This is a genomic window from Bombilactobacillus bombi, from assembly GCF_003522965.1.
Lineage (GTDB): Bacteria > Bacillota > Bacilli > Lactobacillales > Lactobacillaceae > Bombilactobacillus > Bombilactobacillus bombi.
On sequence record NZ_CP031513.1, the window covers coordinates 234,030 to 251,037 of the forward strand.

At 34.9% G+C, this 17,008-nt stretch carries 19 protein-coding genes; 18 read left to right on the top strand and 1 reads right to left on the bottom strand.

Annotation, left to right across the window (positions count from 1 at the left end):
- The first annotated feature begins 120 nt into the window (after window positions 1–120).
- From alaS to DS830_RS01260, 14 genes are all read left to right on the top strand, one after another.
- On the top strand, window positions 121–2,757 hold the full coding sequence (gene alaS / locus DS830_RS01195; protein ID WP_118907976.1) for an alanine--tRNA ligase: 2,637 nt from the start codon (window positions 121–123) through the stop codon (window positions 2,755–2,757).
- Window positions 2,758–2,888: 131 nt separating this feature from the next.
- On the top strand, window positions 2,889–3,161 hold the full coding sequence (locus DS830_RS01200) for an IreB family regulatory phosphoprotein (protein WP_118899273.1): 273 nt from the start codon (window positions 2,889–2,891) through the stop codon (window positions 3,159–3,161).
- The gene (gene ruvX / locus DS830_RS01205; RefSeq protein WP_118899271.1) at window positions 3,158–3,601 is read left to right on the top strand and encodes a Holliday junction resolvase RuvX; all 444 of its coding nucleotides are present in this window, start codon (window positions 3,158–3,160) and stop codon (window positions 3,599–3,601) included. Before DS830_RS01200 ends, ruvX begins: the two co-directional genes overlap by 4 nt.
- Window positions 3,602–3,612: 11 nt before the next feature.
- Window positions 3,613–3,918, top strand: coding sequence for a DUF1292 domain-containing protein (locus tag DS830_RS01210; RefSeq protein ID WP_118899269.1), 306 nt, complete (start codon window positions 3,613–3,615; stop codon window positions 3,916–3,918).
- A gap of 23 nt (window positions 3,919–3,941) precedes the next feature.
- The gene (locus DS830_RS01215; protein WP_118899267.1) at window positions 3,942–4,484 is read left to right on the top strand and encodes a CvpA family protein; all 543 of its coding nucleotides are present in this window, start codon (window positions 3,942–3,944) and stop codon (window positions 4,482–4,484) included.
- Window positions 4,485–4,561: 77 nt separating this feature from the next.
- Entirely contained in the window at window positions 4,562–6,916 is a 2,355-nt protein-coding gene (locus DS830_RS01220; RefSeq protein ID WP_118907977.1) for an endonuclease MutS2, read from the top strand.
- Between the two features lie 66 nt (window positions 6,917–6,982).
- Window positions 6,983–7,291, top strand: a complete 309-nt coding sequence (gene trxA, locus DS830_RS01225; protein ID WP_118899264.1) for a thioredoxin — start codon at window positions 6,983–6,985, stop codon at window positions 7,289–7,291.
- A 190-nt stretch (window positions 7,292–7,481) separates the two neighbouring features.
- Complete coding sequence (locus DS830_RS01230) at window positions 7,482–7,622, top strand: teichoic acid D-Ala incorporation-associated protein DltX (protein WP_259335379.1); 141 nt, start codon at window positions 7,482–7,484, stop codon at window positions 7,620–7,622.
- 15 nt (window positions 7,623–7,637) lie between these two features.
- A complete protein-coding gene (gene dltA / locus DS830_RS01235; RefSeq protein ID WP_118907978.1) occupies window positions 7,638–9,149 on the top strand; it encodes a D-alanine--poly(phosphoribitol) ligase subunit DltA in 1,512 nt (503 codons plus the stop codon).
- Window positions 9,142–10,362 carry a D-alanyl-lipoteichoic acid biosynthesis protein DltB gene (gene dltB / locus DS830_RS01240; RefSeq protein WP_118907979.1) on the top strand — a complete coding sequence of 407 codons (1,221 nt, stop codon included), beginning with the start codon at window positions 9,142–9,144 and terminating at the stop codon, window positions 10,360–10,362. Before dltA ends, dltB begins: the two co-directional genes overlap by 8 nt.
- A gap of 17 nt (window positions 10,363–10,379) precedes the next feature.
- On the top strand, window positions 10,380–10,622 hold the full coding sequence (gene dltC / locus DS830_RS01245; protein WP_118899258.1) for a D-alanine--poly(phosphoribitol) ligase subunit DltC: 243 nt from the start codon (window positions 10,380–10,382) through the stop codon (window positions 10,620–10,622).
- Entirely contained in the window at window positions 10,615–11,886 is a 1,272-nt protein-coding gene (gene dltD, locus DS830_RS01250; protein ID WP_118907980.1) for a D-alanyl-lipoteichoic acid biosynthesis protein DltD, read from the top strand. The genes dltC and dltD overlap by 8 nt, the downstream gene beginning before the upstream one ends.
- Before the next feature lie 86 nt (window positions 11,887–11,972).
- On the top strand, window positions 11,973–12,788 hold the full coding sequence (gene racE / locus DS830_RS01255) for a glutamate racemase (protein WP_118907981.1): 816 nt from the start codon (window positions 11,973–11,975) through the stop codon (window positions 12,786–12,788).
- Complete coding sequence (locus tag DS830_RS01260) at window positions 12,788–13,381, top strand: XTP/dITP diphosphatase (RefSeq protein ID WP_118907982.1); 594 nt, start codon at window positions 12,788–12,790, stop codon at window positions 13,379–13,381. Before racE ends, DS830_RS01260 begins: the two co-directional genes overlap by 1 nt.
- Window positions 13,382–13,389: 8 nt before the next feature.
- Here DS830_RS01260 and DS830_RS01265 read toward each other — a convergent pair whose 3' ends face one another.
- A complete protein-coding gene (locus DS830_RS01265) occupies window positions 13,390–14,292 on the bottom strand; it encodes a mechanosensitive ion channel family protein (protein WP_240366810.1) in 903 nt (300 codons plus the stop codon).
- A gap of 108 nt (window positions 14,293–14,400) precedes the next feature.
- Here DS830_RS01265 and DS830_RS01270 point away from each other — a divergent pair, with 108 nt between their 5' ends.
- From DS830_RS01270 to DS830_RS01285, 4 genes are all read left to right on the top strand, one after another.
- Window positions 14,401–14,805, top strand: a complete 405-nt coding sequence (locus DS830_RS01270) for a DUF948 domain-containing protein (protein ID WP_118907983.1) — start codon at window positions 14,401–14,403, stop codon at window positions 14,803–14,805.
- Window positions 14,806–14,825: 20 nt separating this feature from the next.
- Window positions 14,826–15,101, top strand: a complete 276-nt coding sequence (locus tag DS830_RS01275) for a hypothetical protein (RefSeq protein ID WP_118899248.1) — start codon at window positions 14,826–14,828, stop codon at window positions 15,099–15,101.
- Between the two features lie 188 nt (window positions 15,102–15,289).
- Window positions 15,290–15,970, top strand: coding sequence for a response regulator transcription factor (locus DS830_RS01280; protein ID WP_118899246.1), 681 nt, complete (start codon window positions 15,290–15,292; stop codon window positions 15,968–15,970).
- The gene (locus DS830_RS01285) at window positions 15,957–16,967 is read left to right on the top strand and encodes a sensor histidine kinase (RefSeq protein ID WP_162887468.1); all 1,011 of its coding nucleotides are present in this window, start codon (window positions 15,957–15,959) and stop codon (window positions 16,965–16,967) included. Before DS830_RS01280 ends, DS830_RS01285 begins: the two co-directional genes overlap by 14 nt.
- Window positions 16,968–17,008 lie beyond the last annotated feature (41 nt).

The window sequence follows — 17,008 nt, forward strand, 5'->3', positions numbered from 1 at the left end:
AAATCGATACAACTAAGAAAATTTAAAGAGGCAAACGACAAAATCGTTGCAATCAAGGTGGTACCGCGCTGGGGCGTCCTTGAACGGCAACGATTTTGTTTTTGTTTGGAGGCAATATAAATGAAAAAAATGTCTAGTGCACAAGTACGGCAAATGTTTCTTGACTTTTTTAAAACTAAAGGACACACAATTGAACCTAGTGCATCTTTAATTCCTCAAAATGATCCAACATTGCTTTGGATTAATTCGGGAGTAGCAACGCTTAAAAAATATTTTGATGGAGAAGTTATTCCCAAAAATCCGCGTCTGACTTCGGCCCAAAAGAGTATTCGTACCAACGATATTGAAAATGTTGGACGCACTGCTCGTCACCAGACATTTTTTGAAATGTTAGGTAACTTTTCTGTGGGTGACTATTTTAAAGATGAGGCAATTGCTTGGGCTTGGGAATTGATGACCAGTCCAAAGTGGTTTGATTTTGATCCTGAAAAACTCTACATTACAGTTTATCCGAAAGATACCACAGCTTATGATTTATGGATTAAACAAGGTGTTAGTCCGAATCATATTTTTAAAGATGAAGATAACTTTTGGGATATTGGCGTCGGTCCTAGTGGTCCTGATTCAGAAATTTTCTTTGATCGCGGGCAAGAAAATAATGATGTCGCTGAAAATGACCCTGAAAACTATCCTGGGGGCGAAAATGCTCGTTATCTGGAAATTTGGAATATTGTTTTTTCACAATTTAATCATTTGCCAGATGGGCGTTTTGTTGATCAACCACATAAGAATATTGATACCGGTATGGGATTAGAACGGATTGTTTCCGTAATTCAAGATGCTCCGACTAACTTTGAAACTGATCTGTTTATGCCGATTATTCAAGCAACAGAAAAACTAAGCGCTAATAAACATTATGCTGCTAATCTTGAAGATGATGTAGCTTTTAAGATTATTGCGGATCATGCACGTGCAGTTACTTTTGCGATTGGAGATGGGGCGATTCCATCTAATGAAGGTCGAGGCTATGTTTTACGCCGCTTAATTCGGCGGGCAGCCTTAAATGGACAAAAATTGGGTATTAATCATGAATTTTTGTACCAATTAGTGCCAGTAGTTGGTAAAATTATGGAAAGCTATTATCCAGAAATTTTACAACAAAAAGATTTTATTCAAAAAGTTATTCGCTCAGAAGAAGAACGTTTTGCAAAGACTTTGAGTGAAGGTTTAGATTTATTAAATGCGGAAATTGCACAAGTGAAAGCTAACAATAGTGCTGTCTTAAGTGGACAAGCAGCCTTTCGTTTATTTGACACTTATGGATTTCCTTATGAATTAACAGTTGAATATGCCCAAGAACAAGGCTTGAGTGTCGATAAAGATGCGTTTAATGCTGAAATGGAAAAGCAAAAAACACGTGCTCGGCAAGCTCGCGGTCATCAACAATCTATGGGCTCACAAGACAAGTTGTTGATGTCAATTAAAACTCCAAGTAAATTTGTCGGCTATGACCGCTTCAGCAGTGATCAATGTACTCTCAAAAATATTATTGCTCATGATCAAGCTGTAGACCAGATTGCTGAAGGATCGGCGCAATTAATTTTTGATCAGACTCCTTTTTATGCTGAAATGGGTGGTCAGGTTGCTGATGTTGGAGTGATTAAGGATAGCAACGGCGAAATAGTTGCACAAGTTGATGATGTTCAACATGCTCCAAATGGTCAAAACTTACATTTTGTAACTGTTCAAGCACCTTTAACAATTAACGAACAATATCATCTAGAAATTGATGAAACTTTTCGCAAAAAAGTTCGCCGTAATCACACTGCCACTCACTTATTAGATCAAGCGCTAAGAAATGTATTAGGTCCACATACCCATCAAGCCGGTTCGTTAGTAGAACCAGATTATTTACGCTTTGATTTTACTAGTTTAGAGAAAGTGACAGCTCAACAATTGGCTCAAATTGAACAAATTGTTAATGAGCAAATCTGGAAAGAAATTCCGGTGGAAACTATTGAAACTGATTTAGATTCTGCCAAGAAAATGGGAGCTATTGCTTTATTTGATGATAAATATGGCGATCAAGTCCGAGTCGTCAAGATTGGTGACTTTTCGCTAGAGCTTTGCGGTGGTACTCATGTTGCCAATACTGCGGAGATTGGTTTATTTAAAATTACCGCGGAAGCTTCCACAGGTGCGGGCGTACGTCGAATTACAGCTGTAACGAGTCAAGAAGCTTGGCAATATTATGAAGATCAAATGAGTACTTTAACAGCAGTAAAAGAGCAATTAAAAACTGCACAAACTAAAGATATTCCTGCAAAAGTGGAACAAATTAATACAGAATTGAAGACTACTCAAAGACAATTAGATAATTTGCAATCGAAGTTAGTACAACAACAAGCAGGCAATATTTTAGATCAAGTGGAACAAGTTGGCCAATGGAGCTTGACAGCGGCTATTGCACCAGTTAAAGATATGAAAGAATTACGCCAAATTGCTGATGATTGGAAAAATAAGAATAATTCCGATATCCTAGTACTAGGAGCTAAAAATGACGCGAAAGCTAATTTATTAGTTGCAGTTGATGAAAAAGCAATCACGGCTGGTATTACAGCCGGCAATTTAATTAAGCAAATTGCTCCTAAAATTAATGGCGGCGGCGGCGGTCGTGACCAATTGGCTCAAGCTGGTGGTAAAAATCCTGCTGGTTTACAGGATGCAATACAAGCAGCTAAAAAATTATTAAATTAAGTTTTTATTGATAGTTTAATTAATAGTTGTGAAGTGGTATTTAATTGCTAAAATACAACCAGTAGAAAAATAATATTTGTGGTTATTTTGTTTTTTGAGTATGATAGGGGATATAAAAGGGGTGAAAGCTTGTGAGTTCATTAGACAATACAATGAGTTTTGATTTTAACGAAAGTCGTCGTCAAGATGTGCGCGATACCTTAAAAAAGGTCTATCAAGCATTGGAAGATAAGGGCTATAATCCTATCAACCAGATTGTTGGTTACTTATTATCCGGTGATCCAGCTTATATTCCACGGTATAATGATGCCCGCAACTTGATATTAAAGCATGAACGTGATGAAATTATTGAAGAATTAGTGCGTTTTTATTTGGAACATGACCATCATGAGGTAAATAAGTGAGAATAATGGGATTAGATGTTGGCTCTAAAACAGTCGGTGTAGCTGTGAGTGATTTATTAGGCTGGACTGCTCAAGGAGTTGAAATTATTCGAATTAATGAAGATCAAGAAGAATATGGTTTAGAACGCTTAGCGCAATTAGTGAAAAAGTATCAAGTTGAAAAATTTGTCGTCGGCTTTCCGAAGAATATGAATAATTCTATTGGTGAACGTGCTGAAAAATCACGAAATTATGGTAATATGATTGCTGAAAAATTTAATTTACCAGTAGATTACATTGATGAGCGTTTAACAACTGTTCAAGCTTCGCGAATGTTAATTGAAGAAGGCGACGTTTCCCGTCAAAAAAGGCATCAAGTTATTGATGAACTAGCGGCAGTAATGATTTTGCAAAATTATTTAGACCGTTTATCATATCAAAATTCACAACCGCATAATTAGAGAGGTTAGTTATGGCAAATCCAATAGACAATGATGATCGTGAAATTATCCTAAGTGACGATCAAGGTAATGAAGAAGCTTATCGTGTATTATTTACTTTTGATGCAGAAGATTATGGCAAATCTTACGTCTTGATGTATCGAGCTAGTGATGAGACTGAAGATGAAATTGAAATCCAAGCTTTTAGTTATACACCTGATGAAAATGGTGATGTGACTTCTGGTGACTTGGAACCTATTCAAGATGAAGCTGAATGGGATATGGTTCAAGAAGTGTTGAATACTTTTTCTGCTGACGATCAGCCAGACGAGCAATAAAATACGAATATTAGGGTGTAAGAATGGTAAGTGGATTAATTATTCTGATTCTAGCATATGGCGTTTACGTTGGTGTTAGAAGAGGATTAGTGCTGCAGGCAATTTATACAATTGGATATACAATTAGTTTTATTTTGGCCTATCTAAGTTGTCGTTGGTTAGGACCTAAATTGGATTTAATTGTGCCGTATCCATCAGCTTCCCCGCATAGTTATTTTGCATTTTTTAGTCAAAAGGTTAGTTTGAGTTTAGATCGCTCATTTTACTGTGGCATTGCCTTTTTACTGGTGTTATTTGGGGGTTGGATTATTACACGGATTATTGGGGCTTATTTATATGATTTAACTTTTTATCCTTTAGAAGCCGATCTTAACCGTGTAAGTAGTGCTTTATTATCTTTTGTCTGTAATTATGTAGCTATATTTGTAGTCTTATATGTTTTAGCATTAGTACCTATTTATGGCTTACAAAAAGCACTCAATCATTCCTGGCTAGCATCAATTATGATTCGCTACTCGGCATTTTTGACACATTCGTTTACCCAATTACTTTTAGCAGTTCCCTAATATTTAATTAACAATAATGTAATTAAAAGGCTGGCAATTTTTGCTTTGCCTTTTTGTTGCATTTAAAGGAAAAATAAATGAATAAAAGAATTTTAAAAACTTTAGAATATCAAAAAATAAAAACAGCCCTGGAGCAATTTTTGATTACTGCCCAAGGACAAGAACAATTACAAAAATTGTTTCCGAGTGATAAACAAGCACAAGTACAGAATTGGCTCAATGAAACTAAAGATGGCGTGGATATTTTACGACTGGGACATGAAATTCCTGTAACCCCTACACATTCAATTAATGCAGAACTACAGCGCTTGAAAATTGCTGCCATTTTAAATGGTAATGAATTATATCATATTAACCAAATTTTACAAACCGCCAAAAATATTAAAGATATTTTTACCGAATTACGCAGTGATGGTGTTAATTTAAGAGCTTTATATGAAGTTGTAGATCAGTTAACCAGTTTGCCTAGTGTGGCTGAGCGGCTGGCACAGTCGGTTGATCAAACGGGGAAAATTTTAGATAATGCCTCACCAGAATTAAAACGAATTCGCAAAACACTGCAAAATGCTCAACAGCGAGTACGTGAGCGCATGGAACAGTATTTGCGTGGATCAAGTAGCAAATACTTAAGTGAACCAATTATCACTATTCGTGAGGGGCATTTAGTTTTACCGGTTAAACAGTCTGCTCGTAATCACTTTGGCGGTGTAGTTTATGATCAAAGTGCTAGTGGACAAACAGTTTATGTTGAGCCGCAAAGCGTGATTGCACTTAATAATACTGTCCAAGAACAACAAATTGCGGAAAAACAAGAATTACAAAAAATTATGCAGGAATTAAGTGATTTACTACGACCTTATCAAAGTGAATTACGCCAAAATGCTTGGTTAATTGGTCAATTAGATTTAGTTAATGCCAAAGCAAAGTATGCAGAACAATTGCGGGCAAGTGAACCTTTGTTGACGAATGATAATCAAGTTGATTTAAAATCTGCTCGACATCCTCTGATTGATCCACACCAAGTTGTGCCTAATGATATTAAACTCGGCATAGATTATCAAAATTTAATTATTACTGGGCCCAATACAGGTGGTAAAACCATTGCCTTAAAGACAGTTGGTTTATTACAATTAATGGCTCAATCAGGTCTGTTTATTCCAGCAGCTGAAGAAAGTAAAGTAGCCGTCTTTCAGCAGATATTTGCAGATATCGGTGATGAGCAGTCAATTGAACAAAATTTAAGCACTTTTTCTTCACATATGGATAATATTATCAATATTTTACAACACACTTCTGCCGATAGTTTAATATTGCTAGATGAACTAGGAGCTGGTACTGATCCACAAGAGGGTGCTGCCTTAGCTATTGCGATTATTGAAGCCTTTAGTAAGAAAGATTGCACTTTAATGGTTACTACTCACTATCCAGAATTAAAAGTTTTTGCCTATAACTTTAAACGGACTATCAATGCTTCAATGGAATTTGATCAAGAGTCTTTGCAGCCAACTTATCGCTTATTAATTGGAATTCCTGGTAGTAGTAATGCTTTTGATATTGCTAATCGTTTAGGAATGGATCAGCAAATTGTTGAACGTGCCAGACAATTGCAAAGTGGGGAAAGTCAAGATTTAAACGCAATGATTCAAGATTTGGAAAAGCAACGTAAAAATTATGAAACTTCCGCCTTCAATTATCAGCAACAAGCCCAAGAATTACAACGAAAATCAGCTGCAGTCGCTGCAAAAGAAGAAAAATTGCAACAACAAAAAGATCAAATTATTGATCAAGCCAAGCTTCGTGCGAATCAGTTAGTAGAACAATCGCAACAACAAGCTGATAAAATCATTGCTCAATTGCGACAATTACAACAACAAGCTGATACTGTGGTTAAAGATGATCAGATAATAAGTGCGCAAACGCAATTGAAAAAGTTACATCATGAACGGCAATTACAGCAAAATAAGGTGTTGCGTCGAGAAAAAAAGAAGCAAGCTATTAAAATTGGGGATGACGTTCATGTTGATTCTTACGATCAAGATGGGGTAGTCATTGGCCAAGATAAAAAAGGCAATTTTGAAGTGCAACTAGGAATTTTAAAAATGCGCTTACCCAAAGAACAATTGACTAAAATTAAACCCGAAAAACAAGAAAATCAACAACAAGTATCGCGTCAACGAGCTCATAGTGCCTTACCATTACAGTTGGATTTGCGAGGCGAACGTTATGAAGAAGCAATGGCTGACTTAGATCAGTATATTGATTCAGCTTTATTAGCAAATTATAGCCAAGTCACGATTGTTCATGGTTTTGGCACTGGGGCAATTCGTAAAGGCGTGCAAAAATATTTACAAAATAACCCGCGCATCAAAAAGTTTGGTTATGCGCCCGCTAATGCTGGCGGACAAGGAGCAACGATTGTCAATTTAGGATAAAGGCAAATAATTTTGTGAATAGTATAAATCTTGTTAGAATAAGATTAATTATGAGGAGATGATATGATGGTTGAAGAAGTGACTGATCAAAATTTTCAAGATGAAACTGGTCAAGGCTTAGTTTTAACTGATTTTTGGGCAACGTGGTGTGGTCCTTGTCGGATGCAATCTCCAGTTGTGGAAAAGCTTTCTGGTCAATATGATGATGTAAAATTTACCAAAATGGATGTTGATGCTAATCCTGAGACACCAAACTCATTTGGTATTCAAGCTATTCCAACTTTATTATTAAAGAAAGACGGTAAAGTTGTAGAAACAATGGTTGGTTATCAAAGTGAATCTCAATTAAAACAAATAATTGAAAAACATTCTTAAAAGAAGAACCGCTCAAAATTTGAAGCGGTTTTTTTTGTCATAAATTTATTGTTGAATGGACGATTTTAAATAATTTGTTCTGATTTACATTTTTGCTATAATGTATGTAATTGCCGTCAATTTAAAAAAGTAATCCAAAGTGAAATCGAAGTGTTATACTAGCAATTGTTGATAAAAGGAGTAATGAGCATTGAAAAAGTTTTTTCAACAGCATCCAGCCATGAAATTTATTGGACAAACGATTTTTTATTTTTTAATTATCATGGCCTTGGTTTACTTATATAGCTATGCTGGCATCAATAATAGTGGCTTTATTTATAACGAATTTTAGGAGGAACATTTTACTGTGAGTTATCAATTAACTAATATTTTGACAGCAATTGATCAAGTAGCACTGAATAATCCTGACTATTGCTATCAAGATGACCAAGGTACTCATTCTTATCAAGATTTATACCAGCAAACAAATTGTTTAGCTGCTTATTTACAGTCATTATCTTTACCTGCAGGAGCACCGGTGATTGTCTATGGTGACCAAAATTTTCTGATGGTGGTTACAATGCTCGCTGCAGTAAAAGCTGGGCATGCTTATATTCCCGTTGATGCCCATTCGCCTAAAGAGCGTTTAATTCAAATTAATGAAATTGCTCATCCGGCGGCTATTTTAGGCACGATTGATTTACCAGTTGCTTTGGAGACCTTGACAATTAATGCGGACCAATTGCGGGCTCATTTGGACTATCAAGATACTGAATTAGATCGTTCCCAAAGTGTAAGTGGTGATCAAAATTTTTATATTATTTTCACTTCCGGAACAACTGGAGTGCCCAAGGGAGTCCAGATTAGTCACAATAACTTGTTAAGTTATGTTAATTGGACCGTTAATGATTTTAATTTGCACGACAAAATTCGTTGTCTTTCACAACCGCCGTACTCTTTTGATCTGTCAGTGATGGATTTGTATCCGACGTTGGTTTTAGGTGGACAATTGCTGGCAATTTCTCATGACACGACAGAGAACTTTGGAAAATTATTTAAAGTCTTACCTACATTAGACTTAGAAGAATGGGTATCTACACCGTCTTTTGTTGAACTTTGTCTCTTAGATAAAAACTTTAATCAAAAAAATTATCCACACTTGCAGCATTTTCTTTTTTGTGGAGAAGAATTAACACGCAGTACTGCTAAAGCTTTATTACAACGCTTTCCGCAAGCTCAGATTTTTAATACCTATGGGCCGACAGAAGCTTGTGTTGCTGTAACAGCAGTAGAAATTACTCCACAAGTAATTGAGCAAAATCAGCGCTTGCCAATTGGATTTGCTAAGCCAGATACTTCAATTACCGCGATTGATGAAAATGGTCATGATAGTTTTGAAGGTGAACTGATTATTAGTGGTCCAAGCGTATCTAAGGGATATTTAAATAACCCACAAAAGACTGCCGCTGCCTTTTTTATGAAAGACGGTACGCTAGCTTATCGTTCTGGTGATTTAGGATCTATCAAAGCAGATGGTTCCATTTATTATCGGGGACGGACAGATTTTCAAATTAAATTGCATGGTTATCGCATTGAATTAGAAGATATTGATCAGAATTTGTCAGCTTTACCTGCAGTGGATCAGGCAATTACGGTTCCACGTTATGGTGCTAATCATAAAGTTAATCAAATTATTGCCTATGTGGTCTTGAATCAACCATTAGCTAATCCAAGCGCTACTTTGAAAGAACAATTATCACAAAATGTAATGGAATATATGATTCCGCAACGCATCGAGGTGCGCGAACAATTACCTAAAACTGCCAATGGCAAGATTGACCGTAAAACGCTGATGGCAGAGGTAAATAATCATGATTAATCTACAACCATATCAAAATCCCCAGTATTTTATCTTGTTACTGGTAGCATTACTGCCATTAATGTTTGGCTTATATCATGGTCATCGCTGGCGGATTTATGAGAGCTTTGTTTCACTATTATTTTTGTTTTTTATTTTTGATGCAGAAAAAACTAATCAAGGGATTGCCTTAATTGCTTATACAGTTATTCAAACATTAATTGTCAAATGTTATTTTAGTTATCATACTAATAAAAAATATAATAATAGTTTTTGGATTTTTACTTTGGCAATTGTCCTATCGATTTTACAATTAGTAATTGTGAAATTTACACCGTTGTTTGCTCATGGGCATGATTCTATTGTGGGATTTTTAGGAATTAGTTACTTGACTTTCAAAACGGTTGGGATGATTATGGAAATCCGGGATGGTGCCATTAAAGAATTTAATTTGTGGAAATTTTTGCATTTCTTGTTGTTTTTCCCGACAATTTCTTCTGGGCCAATTGATCGTTATCGGCGTTTTATTAAAGATTATGATCATGTACCCAGTCAAGATAAGTATGTTGAGCTAATTGGTAAGGGATTGCATAATATTTTTCTGGGATTTTTATATAAATTCTTATTAGGATATTTATTTGGAACATTATGGTTGCCACAAATTCAGCAATTAGCATTAGCTCAACGGCATACGGTACCGTTTGGTATCTCTATTTATTTAATCGGATATATGTATTGCTATAGTATGTATCTCTTTTTTGATTTTGCCGGTTATAGTTTATTTGCGGTAGGGGTCAGTTATCTCATGGGAATTGAAACTCCAGTGAACTTTAATAAACCCTTTGCTGCACATAATCTCAAAGAATTCTGGAATCGTTGGCACATGACTTTATCATTTTGGTTCCGTGATTATATCTATATGCGTTTTGTCTTTTGGGCAATGAAACATAAGCTACTCAAAAGTCGTATTGCGATGGCCAATATTGGTTATTTACTACTTTTCTTAACGATGGGTATTTGGCATGGAGAAACCTGGTATTACATTGTATACGGACTGTTTCATGCGCTGGTTTTGATTTTAACTGATGCCTGGCTTAGATTTAAGAAGAAGCATCGTCAGCATATTCCATCTAACTGGTTTACCAAGTATTTTGCAATTTTCATGACATTTAACACAGTTTGTTTCAGTTTTTTGATTTTTTCAGGAATTTTAGATAAACTATGGTTCAATTAATAGGAGGATTTTGAATAATGGACGTAAAAACAACAGTTTTAGATATTTTGGCAGATTTAACAGGTAGTGATGATGTGAAGACCAATTTGGATCAGTCTTTATTTGATAGTGGTTTGTTAGATTCAATGGCTACAGTACAGTTGTTGTTGGAATTACAACAACAATTAGATATTGATGTACCAGTATCGGAATTTGATCGTCAAGAATGGGAAACACCAAACAAAATTATTGCAAAGGTTGAAAACTTGACAAATGAGTAATCTAAAAAAGCTGGGCAAAATTGTCGCACCGATGGTTTTGGCCGCTATTTTGGCCATTGTAGTTTTATATGGACCGTGGCATTTTCCCACAACGTCAGCCACTGTTAAAAGAGCTTCTACTTCTTTAACTGCTAATGTATTACGTGGGGATCAGATTAAGGATCGAGCGTTAGATGACGGTTACTTGATGATAATGGGGTCATCAGAATTATCACGTTTTGATTCATTGCATCCTTCGGTATTGACTCAGAAATATAATCGCGGTTATAAACCTTTTTTGTTAGGCTCAGCCGGTACGCAGTCGTTGACTCATTTTTTTTCGACTGAAGCGATGGGAAAACATCTTGATAATAAAAAGGTAGTTGTCTTTATTTCTCCACAATGGTTTGTTAAAGCAGGTGTTGATCCGCGAATGTTTGGGAGTTACTATTCCAAACAGCAAGCTACGTACTTTGTAATGCATGCTGATCCTCATTCTCGTGCTGATCGTTATGCGGCACAGCGATTATTATCAATGCCATCTGGTAAATCAGATACCGATATTGAAAGCTCTTTAAAAGCAATTGCTTCAGGCCATGCTATTAATAATTGGGATAAATTTACTGTAGGACAATTGGGTAGTGTAAATTTGCGTCATCAAGATCAAATCTTTACACGTTTAGCAATTGATAACCATGAAGATTTGATTGAGCGCCGGGCAAAAGTTTTGCCTACTCAGTATGATTATCAAAGACTAGATCAATTAGCTTTTGTTTTAGGTAAAGAACATACAACTAGTAATGAATTTGGCATTGACAATAAATTTTATCAGCGTAAATTGAAGCGCTATGTTAAAGGTTTAAAAAATAGTCAAACTGATTTCACCTATGAGTATGGTCCGGAATTTTCAGATTTTCAGCTTTTATTAAATCAATTTAAACGGCATCATGTCACTCCGTTATTTGTGATTACACCGGTGAATGGTGCTTGGATGGATTATACTGGTTTGCGTCCACAAATGCTTGATCGTTTTGATCATAAGATTAGATATCAATTAGAATCTCAAGGCTTTCATCATATTGCTGATTTGCATAATGATGGACGTGTTCCTTTCTTCATGCAAGATACAATCCATGTAGGCTGGCGCGGTTGGCTCAAAATTGATCAACAAATACATCAATTTGTAAAGCAACCGGATAAAAAAAATCATTATCAAATGAAAGATTATTTTTATAGTCAAAAATGGCAAGAACGGAATCCAAGAACTATCCCTAGTCATCCCTAGAATATTGGGTGTATAATAAAATATTGAGTTAAAGGATGTGATAAGCAGCTCTCACATCCTTTTTTATATAGTAAAGGGAGGATAATATGAATAATCGGCCAATCGGTTTATTAGATTCAGGTGTCGGTGGATTGACAGTTGTGAAACAGATTTTGAGGCAGCTGCCTCATGAAAGTACAATTTTTATTGGCGATCAAGCACGTTTACCATATGGTACTAAAACTCCCCCAGAAATTATTAATTTTGCGCGTCAATTAGTGCGATTTTTAATTTCTAAAAATGCTAAGATGATTGTGATTGCTTGTAATACCGCTACAGCAGCTGCATTGCCTACTTTAAGGCGTGAATTTAATCTCCCTATCATCGGAGTTATTGCTTCAGGTAGTCAAGCTGCTGTAAAGCAAACTAAGAATCAACGAGTGGCAGTGATTGCCACGCCAGCTACTATTAAGTCACATGCTTATAGTGATGCGATTCAGCAATTACAAGCTAATATTCAAGTTAAAGGTTTGGCTACTCCCGAATTTGTTACCATAGTTGAAAATAATCAATATCGTGCTCAAGCTACCCAACAAATTGTACAACAGACTTTATCGCCTCTTAATGAATTTGCTATGGATACTTTAGTTATGGGTTGTACACATTTTCCCTTGTTGCAACCGCTAATTCAACAAGCAGTGGGTCCTAACGTTCAGTTAATTGATGCGGGTGGCGCTACAGTACAAGCAGTCAGCACCCAGTTGCAGCAATTAAAGCTGAAAGCTAGTGATAAGCAAATTCCGCAACATCAATTTTATACAACGGGAAAGACGGAGCAATTTGTTAAAATTGCTAATGACTGGTTACAGCCAGCAGTTATTACTGCTCAACATGTGGAAGTCACAGCTTTGGAGGAAAGTTAATGTCTGAATTATTAATTGCTACTAAAAATCGTAATAAAGCACATGAATTTGCGGCGGCTTTGAATGATAAGCAGTTGCAGATTAAGACACTACTGGATTATCCTAATTTTCCAGAAATTGCGGAAACTGGTTTAACTTTTTCAGAGAATGCGCATTTAAAAGTAGCAGCTGCGATTAAAGAATTAAATATACCCACTTTAGCAGATGATTCGGGACTAATGGTTGATTATTTGCATGGGCAACCAGGAGTTCGTTCGGCTCGTTATGCTGGAGATCATAATGATGCAGCTAATAATGCCAAATTATTGGCAGAATTAGCAGGAGTACCCTTAGAACAGCGTCAAGCACAATTTGTTACGACTATTGTTTATTGTAATCCGAACACTAATCAAGAAATTGAAGTAGTTGGGCAATTGACCGGTCAAATTCTACCAGTTCCACGCGGAAATAATGGTTTTGGCTATGATCCCTTATTTTATGTACCTAGTTTAAATAAAAGTTTGGCTCAGTTAACAATGGAACAAAAAAATCGCATTAGCCATCGTGGCCAAGCGATTAAAAAGTTTGTTGCTGAATATCAAAAATTGAAATAATTATTTATTTATTGAGTTAAGTCTAAAGTATTTTCGGGCATGGAGATGTTGGCTTGCTGTAAAGCTGCTAAATAAGCTTCCAAGAATTGACGCTTGACGGCAAGTTGAGCGCCATTTTTTGTACTTAAACTAATTTGATAATGCAACAATCCTGCTTGTACATCAATCGGTCCAATTATTTGTGGAGCTTGAACCAGATCGGCAATTTTAGGAGTTAAATCTTTATTAACTTGTGTGATGACTTGTGTAACTTGTTTAATATTAGTTCTGGGAAATAATTGCAAATCAATTATCGTAGTCATATTGCCACGAGAAAGATTTTTCACAATAGTTATATTGCGATTAGGGATGTAGTTTAAAGTACCATCAGCACTGCGAATTTGAGTTGTTCGTAAGCCAATATAAGCTACTGTTCCAGAAATATCGCCCACACTCACTGAATCACCAACATCAAATTGTTGCTCTACTAAAATAAAGAAACCTGTAACGACATCACTAACAAATCCTTGCGCACCAAGACCTAAAGCTAAACTGAAGATTCCAGCTCCAGTAATTAAGGTACCAACCGGGGCGCCCATAATTGATAAGACCATATATATATATATAAAAGCCAAAAAATAAAAATAAATATTTTGAGTCAAAGTTGCAATTGTTCGAGAACGGTTAGAGCTTGTCGTATTGATTCTTAAATTATAAGTTACACGACTGACTACTCTTTTACCAAATTTATAAAGCAACCAAAAAAATAATGACAACAAGATTATCTTAATCACATTGCTCAGCAAAGTATTAAAAAGATTAATCCAATATTGAGGATTATTGATTTGTTGAAGGAACAATGGCTCCTTATTTGAATTTTGCTGTTGATTGTTATTCACAATCGAATTATATTTATTCAATAAATTACCCAATTTTCCACTCCCTAAGTTAATTTCTACCTTAAAGTATAACCTCTCTGATTGCTGTTGTCATGAAATGATGATAAAATTTAAATGATGACAAAATGAGGAGGAAGACATATGACAATGGGTCAAATAGCCGCATTAATTGCAGCCATTGCATTTGTAATTTTAGTAGTTTACTTAGGGATGATGCTTTTTCAGTTGGCTAAAGTATTAAAGAAGCTCCAAGCAACTGTAGAAGAAACAACTAAGACAGTGAAGACATTAACAATTGATTTTGATAAGATTGCCCATCAAGGCAACGACTTAACCGCAAAAGTTAATGATTTAATGGCTGATGTGAATGGTAAAGTGGGTAAGTTAAATCCATTCTTTCAATCATTAGAAAACTTTGGTAACAGCTTGGAAAGAGTTAGTGACAAAACTAATGAGCCTAAAACTGCTAAAAGTTGTCGAGTATCACCTTGGTTAGCTAATAAAGTTGCCAAAAAGGCTTGGAAAATCTTTCGGAAGAAAAAATAATTTAGTGAAGAAGCGATAATATGTCAAAAACAAAATTTGCAATTGGCGCTTTAATGGGAGCAGCTTTGTCTTACTGGGCTATGAACAAGTATTCTGCACATAAAGATGAACTAATTAGTTTTGTAACTGATAAGTTTGAGCAAATGCCAAAGATTAATAAACAAAAGATGGAGCAGGCCTTTAAAGATGATACTGCCAAGTTGCAGCAAGCATTAGATACTGATAATTCAGCTGAAATAGATACTAACTTTGATGATATCAAATTGGATGCCGATAAAATTCAGTTAGACAAATAATTTACTTATTAAGAGTGGTTTTGTACCACTCTTTTTTTGCGCAAATTTTATTAACTAGTACCACACATAATTATTTAAACATTCGGTATAATATATGTAATTATGATATTTTAGCGATATAATCACTTACTAAGTAAGGAATTATTGGTTCATTTTATTTATTGCTAAGAAAATGAGGGTTTAATTATATGGATAAGATTCTTATAGTAGATGACGATACAATTTTAGTACACGAAATAATGTCTGAATTTAAGAAATGGGACTTATTAGTTAGTACTGTCCAAGATTGGAAAAACGTTTTACAAGAATTTATTAAATTACAACCTGATTTAGTGATTATGGATGTTAAATTGCCTAACTATGATGGCTTTTATTGGTCTGATAAGATTAGACAATTATCCAAACTACCCATAATTTTTTTAACAGGGGTTGATCAAGAGCCAAATGCAATTCGTGCAATGGGTAACGGAGCAGATGATTATTTAATTAAACCATTTTCTGTAAATGTGTTGTTATCTAAAGTTCAGGCTTCTTTAAGAAGATATCAAGTTTATGGAAAAACTCAAGTTAATACTCAATTGAAATTTGGCAAATATATTCTTTATACTATGAGTAATGAAGTGACTGATGGCAATAACCGAGTTTCTCTATCTCCTACAGAAGGAAATATTTTAAAATTACTTTTTTTGAGTGATAATTATTTGATTTCTAGTGAACAATGTCTTCAGATTCTTTGGCAAGGTGGCCTTTTTTTGGATAATAAGGCTCTGCGTGTGAATATGAGTCGTTTAAGACATAAGCTGAGAAAGATTAAATTGGATATTATCAATGTTAATAAAGGGGGGTATCGTTTACTTGACCAAAAATAAAATTATGGTTTCTTATTGGAAACAACTTATTGTCAATAATGTAGCCATTATCTTCATTTACGTCTGCTTTATGCTGTTACTTTTATTATTAATGATACTTTATAAAGTACGCTTAATTATTTGGTGGGATTTATTACGTTTTAGTCTATTACCAGTTGTTTTTTATTTTAGTTTTCGTGTTTATCAGGAACATAAAAAAGTAAAGAATCTCCAGCAGCTTTTAGCTAGAGGCAAATTGCCCCCAGTATCTAGACATAGCTTAGTTGAGATGAATTATATAATTGAAATCCAAAAATTGAAAACTGAATATTATCAATCAATCAAAAAATATAAAGATCAACTGCAAGAACACCAAGATTATCTGACTCATTGGTCTCATGAAATTAAGGTTCCAATTACTGATTTGCTGGTTTTATCTGAGAATAAAGAGCAGGTATCATCTATTCAAGTGCATGAACAAGCTGTTTTGATTAAGCAACACTTAGATTTAATGTTAAATTATGATCGCTTGGCTGACTTTAATCATGATTTAAGGTTTAATTGGGTTTCTTTAGAATACATAGTTAAGAATATTATTGCTAAATATTCGACTTTTTTTATCAATAAGCAAGTTCATTTGGAATTAAATATTTCCAATATTAAAATTTTAACTGATCAAAAATGGATGCAGGCACTTTTAGAGCAGATTATTTTTAATGCGATTAAATACTCCAATAAGGAAGGTAGTATTAAAATCAATTGGTCTAAGGATACCTTAAGAATTATTGATAACGGAATAGGAATCGCTTCAAGTGATCTTCCTCGAATATTTGAGCCAGGATTTACTGGTATTAATGGTCGTAAAAATGATACAGCAACTGGTATGGGGTTATATTTGGCTGACCAAATCAGCCGTAAACTGAATAATAAATTAAAGATTAGCTCTATTTTAAATCAAGGAACAACTGTCAACTTAGTTTTTCCAAAAGAACACTATAGTGACATTACTAAACTGTAATATAATTGCTAGATTGTAATTTTTTAATATTGATTGTAACT